This window comes from Nosocomiicoccus sp. HMSC059G07, assembly GCF_001815515.1.
Classification (GTDB): domain Bacteria; phylum Bacillota; class Bacilli; order Staphylococcales; family Salinicoccaceae; genus Nosocomiicoccus; species Nosocomiicoccus ampullae_A.
Genome location: NZ_KV820799.1, coordinates 22,217 through 36,657, shown reverse-complemented (window position 1 = coordinate 36,657; position 14,441 = coordinate 22,217). Strand labels below are relative to the sequence as shown.

Here is a 14,441-nt window from a genome sequence, read left to right as displayed (position 1 = left end):
TTTCAAGTGGCTAACTTAAACTTGAAATTTAAGTCTCATTTATATTTATAAAAGATAAAAAAATCGATCGATTCATGTGAAGGTAATTCCCACATGAATCGTTTTCGCAGCAAAATTCCAATCCAGTCATCCAGTAATTAGCCCCAGTAAAACAAAAAATCGTATGCGACTCTCTCCGTTCGCATACGATTTTTTATCACTTTTATGGTCTAACTTCTAATTTTTTTGGATTTACAAACTCATAGCCTTTATATCTCAGGCCTTCAAGTATTTTTGGGAGTGCGTCTCTCGTCCATTGACGGTCGTGCATAAGTAAGTTTGCTCCGTGATCGAGGTATTCTGAATGTACCATCTTATATTCGAGAATGTCTTTGTCGAGGTATCCAGGAGTTGCATCGTATCCATACGTCCAGTTCATGGACTGCATACCTTTATTTTTTAAAATTTGTTCAGAAGCTTCTGTATTAATACCAAAAGGAGCGCGGAAGAATCTGGGTTTTTCTCCGGTAATTTCTTCGATGAGATTATTTGTTGATATAATTTCTTCGTTTACTGCTTCATAAGATAACTTTGATAAGTCTGGGTGATTTTGTGTGTGGTTTCCAATTTCAAAACCTAAATTATAAATTTCTTTTAACACATTTTTACCGCGCTCCGAGTTTAAAAACATTCCGTTTACAAAAAAGATTGCAGGTGCGTCGTACTCTTTTAATATATATGCGATGTCTAGCGCATAATCTGCGGGTGCATCATCAAACGTGAGTAACGCAACTTGTGTGTTAGTACCTTCTTCGATTGGAAGGACTCTATACGTTTCGTGATCTATATAATACTCTCTCGCTATTTCTTCATCTTCTTCTACAATTTCAGTTTCAGTGTCTTCTTCACTCTCATCATGATCATTTTCGTCTTCTTCAGGTTCAGTTTCCTCTTCAACAATTGTTTCAGTGTTGTCATCAGTTTGTTCGGGTACTTTTTCTGTATGTTCTTGAGTGTCTTCTTTTGATGTACATGCAGATAAAATAAGGAAAGATAGTAGTAACATATAAAGAATTTTCTTCATAACAATTAAACACCTCTTACTTCATATTATATATGAAATTTTAAGAAGTTTAATAAACTTAAAGGAATTTCTATGAAAGATTAGTATAATAATGTTAAACATGTTTATTGAGGTGGTATAAGTGAGTAAAGAAGCTTTATTGATTGTTGATATGAGTAACGACTTTGTAGATTTAGACGGGCCATTAAACGTTGGAGAAGCTGGACCTGCCATTACGCCTTATATACGAGATTTAGCGGACGAATTTTTACAAGATGGTAAGTATGTGGTGATTTCTATGGATGACCATGCGCCGGATGATGCGCACTTTGATTCTTGGCCAGTGCATAACGTAACAGGGACAAAAGGACAAGAGTTATATGGACCACTTAAAGAATGGTACGATGAAAACAAAGATAATGATCACATTATTTATTCAATGAAAGAAAACTATAATGCATTTTTTAACACTGGTTTAGATGAAGTGTTACGTGAGCGTGACGTTGATACGGTACACATTTGTGGAGTCGCAACGGATATTTGTGTGTTTTTAACAGCGTCAGGTGCAGATGCGAATGGTTTTAAAACAGTCATCCACAAACGTGGAGTCGCGACGTTTACAGATCAACAAGAGTCGAGTCTAGAACATATGGCGCGTTGCTTCCATTCAGAAATTGTAGAATAAAATTACATACATAATATTGAATAGGAGGAGTAATATGTTTGATTTAAAGAAAAAAGTTGCACTTGTTACAGGTGGCGCGAACGGAATTGGTAAAGGGATTTCGACGATGCTTCAAAAAGCTGGAGCATTCGTTATTATTGCAGATTTAGACAAAGAAAACGGTGAAAAAGTCGCAAAAGAATTAAACGGAGAATTTTACGAGCTAGATGTGACAAATCTTGATGGTATCGAAAAAACGGTCGACAGCATCGTTGAATCTCACGGAAAAATCGATATCCTCGCTTCAAATACAGGGATATTCCCTCAAAAATTCATTGAAGACATGTCTGAAGCAGATTACGACAAAGTACTTGACGTTAACTTAAAATCATCTGTCTTTGTAAGTAAAGCTGTGTTAAAGCATATGAAAAAGGCGAATTACGGCCGTGTTATCTTTACATCTTCAGTAACAGGACCAATCACTGGATATCCAGGGTGGGCACATTACGGTGCGTCAAAAGCAGCACAACTTGGATTTATGAGAAGTGCAGCGTTAGAGTATGCAAAGTACGGTGTAACAGTAAACAGTGTGCAACCAGGTAACGTATTAACAGAAGGGTTAAAAGCCCAAGGTGAGGAATATTTAGAAGGTACAAAATCTATCATTCCGATGCATGAATTAGGAAAGCCCGAGGATATTGGTGCAGCAGTTGCATTCTTTGCATCTGACGAAGCGGGTTATATTACAGGACAAAGTATCGTCGTCGATGGTGGACAGATTTTACCAGAAGAACCAGACGGTATTTTATAGAACGATTTGAAAGTTTAAATGGAGCGTATTTTTATGAAAAAAATGATTGGACTTTCAGTGCTTACGATATTTTTAGTCGGATGTACTGGAAACAACGGCATTATTAATAAAGACGATCACAAAGTAACTTCAACGCCTGCTGAAACAAATGAGCAGGTAGAAGAAGAAGTTGTCGAAGAGACACCACTTGTAACGGAAGAAAATGTGTTTACAGAAGGTACGATCGAACAACTCGTAAACCCAGCGTATGCATTATCTGAAACATATGAACCGTCTGACTTAGTACTCGTTGACTTACTGAGCACGCAAGAGACATATTTAAGAAGTGAAGCATATGAGGCACTAAAAGAACTATTTGAAGCTGCAAATGAAGAAGGTCTACAACTTTATGCAGTGTCTGGATATCGATCATATGCAATGCAAGAAACGCTTTACAATAACTATGTATATCAACATGGACAAGAAGAAGCCGATCGATTTAGTGCAAAGCCAGGGACAAGTGAACACCAAACAGGACTTGTGATGGACGTCAGTAGTGAAAGTGCGTGGTTTGGTTTATCAGAAAGCTTTGAAGCAACACCAGAAGGTGAGTTTGTAAAAAACAACGCACATAAATATGGATTTGTCGTTCGTTATTTAAAAGGTAAAGAAGATATTACGGGGTATATGTATGAACCGTGGCATATACGTTACTTTGGTAAAGAACTCGCACAAGAATTATACGATAGCGGGTTAACATACGAAGAATATCTAGAAAATAACAATATATCATTAACACCAGTAAGTGAAGTAAAATAAATTTCAATAATACTAACGCCTTTTGACCAATCAACATCTCTTCTGAAAAAGATATATCTCTTTTATAGTTGTACAATATATTGTACAATTCGATTAGGGGATGATAGTAATGAGTGTAGAAACATATTCAAATGCAAGAAAAAATTTCAGACAACTAATTAATCAGGTAAATGAAAATAGCGAAGTGATAACAATCACAACAAATGAACATAATGCTGTTTTGATGTCTGAAGATGATTATAATTCTATTATGGAAACTTTTTATTTACAAAAAAATCCATACAATAACGAGCACTTAAAACGTTCAATTTCACAATTAGAAAATGATGAAATAGTTAAGGTTAATATTGATGACTAAACTACTCATTACATTTTCAACTGATGCTTTTGAAGACTATAAAGAGTGGCAAATACAAGATAGAAAAACTTTGAAAAAAATTAACCAGCTCATCAAAAGTATTGAAAGAGATGGAGTACTTGAAGGTATCGGTAAACCAGAAAAATTAAAAGGAAATCTAAGTGGCTGGTATAGTAGGAGAATTACACAGGAACATAGACTTGTATATAAGATTGATAAAGGATCAATTATGATTGCTTCATGTAAATATCATTATAAATAAATGCAGTGTATACTATGTTCACATCGGTGATAAAATGAAAAATATGAGCTAGAAAAGTGGAAATATAATGAACAATATAATTAACGGAAAAGAGATATAAAGCAAGATTCGTGTTGTTTAAACAGAATCTTGCTTTTTTATTTCTTAACAGTGATTAAGTCAACTGATACAGGTCGGTTTTTATATTGAGATAGTATTATTCATACATAAAGTTGAATTATTTATCTAAAACTTTAATAAAAATAGAAACATATCAAATCTAAGCGTTCAAAATTTAATACGATAAATGAAAGATAATTACACTAATATTTTTGATTGTAAAATAATTATTATATATTAAAAACACATTTCAATAACGATATTCAGTATAAAAAAAGAGGTTTATGTATAAAAAATAATCTCATAATAAAAAATAATTAGGCCTCAAAAACATTGGTACTATCAGATTTTCTAAAAACTAGAAAAAGAATAATACTATTTTTATGAATTTTACATAAAAAAAGTTCTTTACTTAGAATATATATTATATAGAATTTAGGTATAAACTATTATTGGGAGGGCTTACATTGAAACAGATGTTAATGAGTGTAGGAGCAAAGCAGGTAGTAGAAATTTGTGCAAATGTAAAAAAAGATGAAACGGTGTGTATTGTAACTGAGCCAAAAACATTGTCTATAGCCGAGGCTATATCAATAGCAGTAAGCAACGTAGGTGCTGAACCGATCATTACAATCATTAAACCAAGAATTGCAGATAGTACAGAACCGCCTGAAGCTGTAGCGGAGACCATGCGAAAGAGTGATGTGTTTATTAGTGCTGTGTATACTTCTATAACGCATACACATGCTGTTAAAAATGCAATTGAAAGCGGTTCACGTGGGATAATGCTAACTCAGTTTGATGAAAATATGTTAATAGATAGTGGTGTGTTAGCTGACTTCCCAGCTGCAGCACCTACATGTGAAAAAGTTGGAGCTCTATTAGAAAATGCAAATGAAATCCACTTGACAACAATCTATGGTACAGATCTTAAAATGACAGCAAAAGGTAGAAAAAGCAATTCGATGACGGGTATGGTTAAAGCTGGTCAATTTGCTCCAGTACCTACAATTGAAGCAAATGTTTCACCTAATGAAGGGAGTGCTGAAGGTGTTATAGTTGTTAATTCAAGTATACCTTATATTGGTATAGGTATATTAAATGAAAATGTCATTTGTGAAGTCAAAGATGGTTTTATCACAAGCATCTCAGGAGGAAAAGAAGCCGAAATTTTATCTGAGGATTTAAAAAATAAAAATGATAAATTTGTTTATAATATAGCAGAGATTGGTGTCGGACTTAATCCGAGATGTAAATTTAATGGTCTAATGCTAGAGGATGAAGGTGTATACGGCTCTGTTCATATTGGAATTGGTTCCAGTATTACATTGGGTGGAAATGTAAAAGCGAATTGTCATTACGATTTAATCATGACAGGTGTAACTCTAGTGATTGACGGCAAAACCGTAATTAAGAATGGTGAGGTTTTAGTATAGGAGGAAAATCTATGATTAAGAATAAAATATGGATTTTATTAGCTAGTATTTCATTAATAATTCTTGTTGCATGTAGCGGTGAAACCGAAAATTCGAAAAAATCTTCAGAGTTCCCTGATGAAAATTTAACCGTTATTGTACCATTTGGAGCCGGTGGTGGAACAGACTTATATATTAGGGAAATAATGGATATAATGATCAAGGAAAATATTTATCTGAAAAACATAAAAATTGAAAATAAAGAAGGAGGAAGTGGTGCAAAAGGATATTCTTATCTCAAAAAACAAAATGGTAACGCTTACTTTGTTTCCCCTACTGCTGCCAGCTTCTTTTCTACACCAATTGTATCCAATGCTGGGTATGAAGTTGAAGATTTTACCCCTATAGCTTTGATGGGAACTGAAGACCTATTCCTTATGGTTAATGGAGATTCTTCAATTAATTCTCTAGATGACTTTATTGAGGAATCAAATAAAAGGCTTCTCAGAGTAGGTGGAGTTGGACAGATTAGTGATGAGAGAATGATACCTGAACAGTTTGCAAAAGAAGCCGACATAAAAATTGAGTATGTTCCTTTCCAAGGGGCAGGGGAATTAATAAGCGCACTGACATCCGATAGTCTAGATGCTATTGTCGGGAATCCAACCAGATCTATGGGACAAATAGAAAGTGGGATGTTTAAACCTCTGGCATTTTCTGGTAAGGAAAGATTCCATAGTTTAAAAGAAGTACCTACCTTTATAGAAGAGGGTTATAACGTTAATCTATCACAACCCCGGGGAATTGTGATGCCTGGGAATATTTCTGAAGAACAAAAACAATGGTGGATAGATGCAATGAAACAAGTATCCGAGACAGAGCGTTGGAAAAACTTTGTTAAGAAAAATGGTATGACCGATGAATTTTTATTTGGTGAAGACTTTGAACAAATGTTGAAAGAGACGAACGAAACATACAAAAAAGCTGTTAAGAATATCCAAGAGTAGTTAGGAGAGGACTTTTTATGAGAGTAATATTCAACTTAGCTATTACTATAACAGCTACATGCGCATTTTTAATTGCTTTAAGTTATCAGATTTGGATTGAGGGAAGGCCAGGAGAAGGCTTCTTCCCTTTGCTCATAAGCGGAACATTAATACTTCTATCGAGTATTAATATTATTTTAGATATTAGAAAAGAAAGAAATAAAGAATCTCTATATCTACAAGATACCGAGAAAAAGAGTAAGTCGGATATTTATTTTGAGTTAAAAGATTTGGTAATCGTTCTTATTCTTATCGCGTTTTACATGATTCTCTTCAATATTCTAGGTTATATAATCTCAACTTTAGTGTTTATGATTGCAATTCTCTTCTATTTGAAACCAGGATCAGCGGTTAAAAACATATTAATCTCGATTCTTTTAGTTGTAGTTATTTATACGGTTTTTGATTATACACTCAATACAGGCCTACCGAAAGGAACACTTTAATAAAAGGGTGATTAAATGGATTTTATTTCAAACATGATAACAGGATTTGAAATCGCCATTACTCCAGAAAATATTATAGCCTTGGTGATTGGGGCATCGATAGGTATGATTATCGGGATTATACCAGGTTTCGGTGCATCAGCTACCCTTGCAATATTACTGCCATTAACTTTAGGTTTAGATCCTACAACCGCAATTATTATGCTAGCAGGAATATATTATGGTTCAATGTATGGAGGATCTACTACGTCAATTCTTATCAATACACCTGGAGACTCCGCGGCAGTTGTAACTGCATTTGAAGGTTACCCGATGACAAAGAAAGGTTTAGCTTCAAAAGCACTAATTTTACAAGCTATGGCATCGTTTATTGGTGGTACTATCGGAGTGTTTTTAATATTTTTAATGGCACCTAGTTTAGCGAATTTTGCTTTAAAGTTTGGGCCACCTGAGTACTTTATGCTAATGTTATTGGGTTTACTAACATTAGTTTGGATGTCTGAAGGTAGTATACTAAAAAGTCTCATTTCAGGATTATTAGGTCTACTTGTAGGTACAATCGGTCTTGATGTTATTACGGGAAGCCCTAGATATACATTTGATTCTCCTGAATTATTACACGGCATTAGCTTTATACCAGTCACAATAGGGCTTTTTGGTATAGGTGAGATTTTATATAGATTGTATAAAGGGGAACATAAAAATTTTAATAATAAAAATTTAAATGTTTCTCTTAAGAATAAGAACGCATGGCCAACAAAAAAAGAAATAGGAGATTCAAAGTTCGCATTTGGTCGTGGTTCAATTATTGGTTTCTTTGTTGGTGTTTTGCCTGGGGCCGGAGCTACCATTGCATCTTTTTTAACATATACTATCGAAAAGAAATTGTCAAAAATGCCAGAGAAATTTGGAAAAGGACACATTCCTGGATTAGTAGCACCTGAGGCAAGTAATAATGCCGCGGTCTCGGGTGCTATGATTCCCTTACTTTCACTAGGCATTCCAGGCTCCGCATCTACAGCTATTCTTTTAGGTGCGCTCATCTTATATGGTTTACAACCAGGACCTTTACTTATGATAAATAACCCAGAATTGACATGGGGCGTGGTATCGAGCATGTATTTAGGAAATGCTATTTTACTATTGATTAATATCGTAGCAATTCCAATATTCCTTGCAGTTGTAAAGGTGGACTATAGAATTATTATGCCTATTATTGTTACGCTGTGTCTTGTCGGAACTTATAGTTTAAATAATAGTATAATAGAAGTCTATTTTTTATTGGTGTTCGGTATTATTGGGTTTTTTATGAAGCTCTATGGATTTTCTCCAGCGGCATTTGTACTAGCTCTAGTTTTAGGTCCTTTGGCTGAGAATAATTTGAGACAATCATTAATTATGTCGAATTATGGTTTTGAAATATTCTTTTCTAGACCAATTTCATTGGTATTATTTATTATTATTGGTTTAGTAGTAATAGCACCGCTAGTTTTGAAGTTAACTCGTAAAAAATGAATTAGATTAAAATGAGGTTTACGAAAGATGAAAATTAATGATTCCAATATTTCTGCTAAGCCCTTAAGTCAACAAGTGTATGAGAACATTAGAGAATCTATTATTAATGGTATCTTTTCTCCAGGAACTCGTTTAAAAGAAAAAGAAATGTGCCAAGAATTAAAGGTGAGTGCTACTCCGCTTAGAGAGGCATTCCAACAACTTTCAAAAGATGGATTAGTCGAGGTCATTCCATATAAAGGTGTTAGGGTCCGTGAAATTGAAGTTAATGACCTTGAAGAAATTTATATTTGTCGATCAATGCTTGAAAAGCAGGCAATTGAATTGGCAATCATAAATAGTGATAAGGAATTTGTTAGTGTATTAAAAAGAATTATAGAAAATTCGAAGAAGGCTGCAAATTCGAAGAGCTATGTAGAGCTTAATACAGAGTTTCATAATAGAATATTTAAACAAGCCAATAATGTTAGACTCAGTAATTTTTTTAGTCAAATTGAAGAAGTTATAATCCATAACCGAGTATATTCATCGTATAGCGAAGAAAGAATTAAAGAAATAAATCTAGAGCACGAAGAAATAGTTGATTGTATCGAGAAAGCTGATATTAAACGAGCAAAGTATTGTATTGAACAACATATTAAAAATGGCTTTAATTATATGGTGAACTCCCTGAAGATGGAATAATAAAAACTATATTAACAGATTTTATTTATTGATTAGGCTTTAGTATGTTCGGACTTATTTAATAGTAATTCAAGGAGGTTGTTATTGTGAATAATAATTATTTTAAAGAGGTTGTTTTTGTTAATGAACTAACGAATGGTGTGTTGGATCCCAATCAACCTATGAAGTTCCACTTGAAGGACGGAGGAACGATTATTGCTAATACTGCACCTGGATGTTGGGGCCCGATGATAACTCCTGAACTCAAAGGAGGGCACGAGGTAACTCAACCAGTGTTTGTTGAAGGAGCTGAAATTGGTGACGCGGTAGCTATAAAAATAAAGGCGATAGAAGTGACGTCTGTAGCCACTAGTTCTGGAACAGATGCCCCTATAGAGGGCAGGTTCAATGGTGACCCTTTTGTTGCGGGTTATTGCGAGATGTGCGATAAAGAGAATCCTAAGACTGTAGTGCAAGGAGTAGGAGAGGATTCTATTAAATGTGCTACATGTGGTAGCACTGTTACTCCTTTCGACCTGACACACGGTTATACAATGGTATTTAACGAGGACAAGACTATTGGAATTACTGTTGATGAGCAAGCCGTGCAAAAAATTACAGAAAGTCCGAAAAAGTATATGCATACTCCAGATTATTCAATTCAAAACCCTATCGTCTCATTTGCTAAGCATGAAATTCCTAATGTAACCGCACGAGTGATTCCATTTTTAGGACAACTAGGAACAATGCCATCTAAGGCTTTCCCTGACTCTCATAATGCTGGTGATTTTGGTCAATTTTTAATTAATGCACCTCATCAATATGGTATGAGTGAATCAGATTTATCCCATCGTACAGATGGACATATGGATATTAATAGAGTCAGGCAAGGTGCGATTCTTTTAGCCCCTGTTAAAGTTAAGGGTGGCGGTGTATATATGGGAGATATGCACGCAATGCAAGGTAATGGAGAAATTGCTGGACATACTACGGATGTTTCAGGAATTGTTCAACTCGAAGTGTCTGTAATAAAAAACCTAAAATTAAAAGGTCCTATATTATTACCTCTTGAGGATGATCTACCGTTAGTAGCAAAACCTTTCACATCTAAAGAACTGGAAGAAGCTCGTGCGTTGTCAGAAGAATGGGGTATGCATAGTAAAATCGAAGAAAGTTATCCACTAAGTTTTATTGGAACTGGGGCAAACTTAAATGATGCAACAGATAATGGGATACAACGGGCATCTGAATTATTAGGAATACCTATTGAAGAAGTTAAAAATCGTGCTACAATAACAGGTTCAATTGACATTGGGCGCCATCCAGGTGTTGTTACAATAACTTTTCTTGTTCCGAAAAAATTACTTGATAAGTTGGACATGGGACATATTGTATCTAGATTTTACAAAAAATAAAATGTTAAACATATAGCGATTTTAATTTAATAATAGGCGTTTGTACTAAGCAGTAAGTCGTTTGTTCAAATTAATAATAACTCTTTTGTTATTCAGGGGTTTAGGTTAAATATATCTTTGAAATATATTAGAAATAAAAGAGCTGTTTTATTTTTTAGTACTCAGGAATAAAGTTGCTTTTTGTTTTCGACTAAAAGTACAAATTTAAGTTGGACTATGAAAGCTGCATCCTTCTAAATTTAAGAGGATGCAGCTTTTTTTATCTTATCTATGAATAAGTCAACCTATTCTAGTCAATTTTTATATTGAAATTGTATTATTCATACATAAAGTTGAATTATTTATCTATTTTCGTTACATTTTAGAAAAGAGAACGCTTTTTGTGAGGAGTGTGTCGGATGGATATTAAGCAGTTTTCCGAGGATTCTTTAACGATTTACCTCGGTGACACAGTGGATGTTGAGACGAATCAAAAGTTGATGATTTTAAAATCGATAATTGAGTCATGGAATTTTCATGGCATTTATGAAATTGTACCGTCTTATACGTCGCTTACGATTCATTATGACTTATTAGAAACTGATGTGACAAAGTTAAAAGAGAAACTAGGTGAAGTGGATACGGCTCTACTCGACATTTCTGAGTTGTCTTATAAAGTTGTCGAAATTCCGGTATGTTACGGCGGAGACTATGGGCCAGACGTCGAACGTTTTGTAACGGATGAGTTTACAGAAGACGATTTAATACATCTTCATGCAGGTAGAGAGTATCATATTTTTATGCTCGGATTTATGCCAGGATTTCCGTTTCTCGGTGGGTTAGATGAAAAACTATATAAAGAACGTTTAGACAACCCACGCACAAAAATCCCTGGAGGATCTGTAGGAATTGGGGGAGAGCAAACGGGTGTGTATCCGTTTGATAGTCCAGGTGGTTGGAATATTATCGGTCGTACGCCAGTCCCGTTATACGATAATAATCGAAGTGAACCGATACTGTATGAAGCAGGAGACCGTATTGTGTTCCGTTCAATTTCTGAAGAAGAATATGACACGATTGTCGAGGCATATAATAACGGTGTTTATAAAGCAAAAGTGACGAAGCGAGGTAGTAATAATGACAATTAAAATTATTCATCCTGGAATGTATACGACAATACAAGATAGAGGGCGTTATGGATATGAGTCACTCGGTTTTTCACCAGCTGGGGCGATGGATTATGAGAGTTATTATTTAGCAAACCAGTTGATCGGTAACGACTTAAACACGCCTGTCTTAGAGATGACATTAAAAGGCGCGAAGTTTCAAGTGACGAGCAACGTGACAATTGGAACGGCTGGAGCAGATATGCCGCTACTCATAAACGATGAAGAATATAGAGTCGGAGCAGCGATTGATTTAGTAAAAGGCGATATCGTTGAATTTGGATACGCGCGTCACGGTGTGCGTACATATGTCGCATTTTTAGGTGGATTTGATATCGATGAAGAACTTGGGAGTTATTCTACTCATTCGAGAAGTAAAATTGGTGGGTTCCAAGGTAGAGTGCTTCAACCGTTTGACGTCTTATATATAAACGGTGGGCTCGCGCGACATGGTTATAAAGTTGTAACGAAAGAGCTCGACACGTCAAACGTAATTAGAGTAGTTAAGGGACAACAATATGACCGCTTCGATGAGGAAAACTTAGATCACTTTTTCCATAGCGAATATACAGTATCAAAAGAAAGTGACCGAATGGGATATCGTTTAGATGGTGAATCTGTTGAAGCGACGAGTCACGATATTATTAGCGAAACGATACTGTTCGGGAGTATTCAGGTGCCTAAAAACGGAAAGCCAATTATATTGCTTTCAGACCGACAAACAGCGGGCGGTTATACAAAAATTGCGACCGTTGCGAAAGTCGACATTCAAAAAATCGCACAAAAGAAACCTGGAGATAAAATACAATTTAAACTCATCACGATAGAAGAAGCGACTGAGCTGTATAAAGAACAGTTACGCGCGATTCATAATAAAGAGTTTATCGGAACGACAAAAGAGTTTAATAACGTAAGACGCCCAGTTTCACAGCGTATTCATACATTAATTGGAGGTAAAGCGTAATGGATATCAATACAGTAAAAGAACTGATTAAACTATTGAACGATGAGAATTTATCGGTTTTAAAAATAGAAAGTGATGATATTAAAGTACACCTTGAACGTGATACGAATGTTTCAAAAGGAGGTAGTCAGAAAGTTGTAACGAATGCGCCTATTGAGAGTAAAGAAACAATAACACCAGCAGATCCTTCTAAATATATAGAAATTACTGCACCTCAGATCGGTACATTCTATACAAAGAAAGATGAGCACAGCAGTGAAAACTTCATAGAGGTTGGCGACCGAATTGAAGTGGGTGACCAAATTGGTTACATTGAAGCGATGAAAATGTTTAACGATTTAAAATCAGACGTCTCTGGAATTGTTAGAGAAATCGTCGTACACAATGGAGAAGATGTAGAATACGGGGATGTACTCGTCCGAGTAGAACCGGAGGGTAATTAGTATGAGAAAAGTATTAATTGCAAACCGCGGAGAGATTGCGGTACGTATCATTCGTACGTTAAAAGAAATGAACATGACGAGTGTTGCGGTATATTCTACAGCTGACAAAAACTCGCTCCACGTGGCGATTGCGAACGAAGCATATGCAATTGGTGGACCAAAAAGTATCGATAGTTATTTAAACATCGATGCGATTTTAACTGCAGCTGAATTATCTGGAGCCGACGCGATACATCCAGGTTATGGATTTTTATCAGAATCAGCGGAGTTTGCGAGACGCGTCGAAGAAGCGGGACTGATTTTTATTGGACCAACTGCAGATATGATGGAAAAAATGGGTAACAAATCGATGGCGCGTGAAACGATGGCGAGTGTTGGAGTACCTGTAATCCCAGGAAGTGACGGGATCATCGACTCTGCTGACGACGTAAAAGAGATTGCGAAAGTCCATAACTACCCACTCGTCATAAAAGCTGTGTCAGGTGGCGGCGGTAAAGGGATGCGTTTTGCGTATAGTGACAAAGACGTAGACAAACTATATTATGACGCTAAAAACGAAGCGAAAAATGCGTTTAATGATGACAGACTATACGTAGAAAAGTTTATCGAGAAAGCACGACATATCGAAGTTCAAGTCATTGGTGATGGTAAAGGTGATGCGGTTCACTTATATGAGAGGGACTGTTCAATTCAGCGTAACAACCAAAAGCTGTTAGAAGAAGCACCCGCTGCTATTTTATCTGACGAAGAACGTAAATACATTACAGAAACGACACGTGACGCGATGAAACAGTTAAAATATCGCGGTGCTGGAACGGTCGAGTACTTATATGTTGAAGAAGAAAAGAAATTTTACTTTATTGAAATGAATACACGTGTGCAAGTCGAACATACAATTACAGAAGAAGTGACAGGTAAAGACATTATTAAAGCACAAATCATGGTCGCTTATGACGGTGAAATAGGTTTTACTCAAGACGACGTGAGTTTAAATGGTCACGCAATTGAAGCACGTATTAACGCTGAAGATCCGATGCACCAATTTAGACCGTCTCCTGGTAAAATCGAAGAGCTGCACTTCGGGCTTGGGCGTAATGTGCGAATTGACTCACATTTATACACGGGGTATACGATACCTCCGTATTACGACTCGATGGTCGCAAAACTCATCGTAAAAGATGATGACCGTGACTCTGCACTTACAAAACTCAAACTTGTCATCGGAGAAACAGTCATTGAGCCGATTAAAACGAACTTAGACTTTCAATTTTTCTTACTGTCACATCACAAAGTAATTGCGAATGATTATGATATCAAATTTATTTACGAAGAAAATATTATCGATACGGAGTGAT

General features: G+C 35.7%; 16 protein-coding genes. 15 read left to right on the top strand and 1 reads right to left on the bottom strand.

The features are described from left to right. Window positions 1-202 precede the first annotated feature (202 nt). Window positions 203-1,063 (bottom strand): polysaccharide deacetylase family protein, encoded by an 861-nt coding sequence (locus HMPREF3029_RS02775; protein WP_068129011.1) that lies wholly within the window; start codon window positions 1,061-1,063, stop codon window positions 203-205. A gap of 121 nt (window positions 1,064-1,184) precedes the next feature. Here HMPREF3029_RS02775 and HMPREF3029_RS02770 point away from each other — a divergent pair, with 121 nt between their 5' ends. The 15 genes from HMPREF3029_RS02770 (at window position 1,185) to HMPREF3029_RS02700 (ending at window position 14,440) form a co-directional block, all read left to right on the top strand. After that, entirely contained in the window at window positions 1,185-1,727 is a 543-nt protein-coding gene (locus HMPREF3029_RS02770) for a cysteine hydrolase family protein (RefSeq protein ID WP_083302049.1), read from the top strand. Between the two features lie 34 nt (window positions 1,728-1,761). Further along, window positions 1,762-2,517: an SDR family NAD(P)-dependent oxidoreductase gene (locus HMPREF3029_RS02765; RefSeq protein ID WP_070622663.1), complete on the top strand. Its 756-nt coding sequence runs from the start codon at window positions 1,762-1,764 to the stop codon at window positions 2,515-2,517. Between the two features lie 33 nt (window positions 2,518-2,550). Continuing rightward, on the top strand, window positions 2,551-3,315 hold the full coding sequence (locus HMPREF3029_RS02760; RefSeq protein ID WP_070457199.1) for a M15 family metallopeptidase: 765 nt from the start codon (window positions 2,551-2,553) through the stop codon (window positions 3,313-3,315). A 109-nt stretch (window positions 3,316-3,424) separates the two neighbouring features. Next, window positions 3,425-3,673, top strand: a complete 249-nt coding sequence (locus tag HMPREF3029_RS02755; RefSeq protein ID WP_040928909.1) for a type II toxin-antitoxin system Phd/YefM family antitoxin — start codon at window positions 3,425-3,427, stop codon at window positions 3,671-3,673. Beyond that, on the top strand, window positions 3,666-3,935 hold the full coding sequence (locus tag HMPREF3029_RS02750) for a Txe/YoeB family addiction module toxin (protein ID WP_068129005.1): 270 nt from the start codon (window positions 3,666-3,668) through the stop codon (window positions 3,933-3,935). Before HMPREF3029_RS02755 ends, HMPREF3029_RS02750 begins: the two co-directional genes overlap by 8 nt. Before the next feature lie 566 nt (window positions 3,936-4,501). Next, on the top strand, window positions 4,502-5,470 hold the full coding sequence (locus HMPREF3029_RS02745; protein WP_070709602.1) for an aminopeptidase: 969 nt from the start codon (window positions 4,502-4,504) through the stop codon (window positions 5,468-5,470). A gap of 11 nt (window positions 5,471-5,481) precedes the next feature. Next, a complete protein-coding gene (locus HMPREF3029_RS02740; RefSeq protein ID WP_070709601.1) occupies window positions 5,482-6,456 on the top strand; it encodes a tripartite tricarboxylate transporter substrate binding protein in 975 nt (324 codons plus the stop codon). A 17-nt stretch (window positions 6,457-6,473) separates the two neighbouring features. Further along, window positions 6,474-6,941 carry a tripartite tricarboxylate transporter TctB family protein gene (locus HMPREF3029_RS02735; RefSeq protein ID WP_070709598.1) on the top strand — a complete coding sequence of 156 codons (468 nt, stop codon included), beginning with the start codon at window positions 6,474-6,476 and terminating at the stop codon, window positions 6,939-6,941. Between the two features lie 15 nt (window positions 6,942-6,956). Next, a complete protein-coding gene (locus HMPREF3029_RS02730; protein ID WP_070709596.1) occupies window positions 6,957-8,456 on the top strand; it encodes a tripartite tricarboxylate transporter permease in 1,500 nt (499 codons plus the stop codon). A gap of 27 nt (window positions 8,457-8,483) precedes the next feature. After that, window positions 8,484-9,140 carry a GntR family transcriptional regulator gene (locus tag HMPREF3029_RS02725; protein ID WP_070709594.1) on the top strand — a complete coding sequence of 219 codons (657 nt, stop codon included), beginning with the start codon at window positions 8,484-8,486 and terminating at the stop codon, window positions 9,138-9,140. 86 nt (window positions 9,141-9,226) lie between these two features. Further along, complete coding sequence (locus HMPREF3029_RS02720; RefSeq protein ID WP_070709592.1) at window positions 9,227-10,534, top strand: acetamidase/formamidase family protein; 1,308 nt, start codon at window positions 9,227-9,229, stop codon at window positions 10,532-10,534. Between the two features lie 398 nt (window positions 10,535-10,932). Further along, window positions 10,933-11,661: a 5-oxoprolinase subunit PxpB gene (gene pxpB / locus HMPREF3029_RS02715; protein WP_070709590.1), complete on the top strand. Its 729-nt coding sequence runs from the start codon at window positions 10,933-10,935 to the stop codon at window positions 11,659-11,661. Next, window positions 11,651-12,643: a 5-oxoprolinase subunit C family protein gene (locus tag HMPREF3029_RS02710; RefSeq protein ID WP_070709588.1), complete on the top strand. Its 993-nt coding sequence runs from the start codon at window positions 11,651-11,653 to the stop codon at window positions 12,641-12,643. The genes pxpB and HMPREF3029_RS02710 overlap by 11 nt, the downstream gene beginning before the upstream one ends. After that, window positions 12,643-13,086 (top strand): acetyl-CoA carboxylase biotin carboxyl carrier protein, encoded by a 444-nt coding sequence (locus HMPREF3029_RS02705; RefSeq protein ID WP_070709585.1) that lies wholly within the window; start codon window positions 12,643-12,645, stop codon window positions 13,084-13,086. Before HMPREF3029_RS02710 ends, HMPREF3029_RS02705 begins: the two co-directional genes overlap by 1 nt. Before the next feature lies 1 nt (window position 13,087). Continuing rightward, the gene (locus HMPREF3029_RS02700) at window positions 13,088-14,440 is read left to right on the top strand and encodes an acetyl-CoA carboxylase biotin carboxylase subunit (RefSeq protein WP_070457204.1); all 1,353 of its coding nucleotides are present in this window, start codon (window positions 13,088-13,090) and stop codon (window positions 14,438-14,440) included. Window position 14,441: the final 1 nt, after the last annotated feature.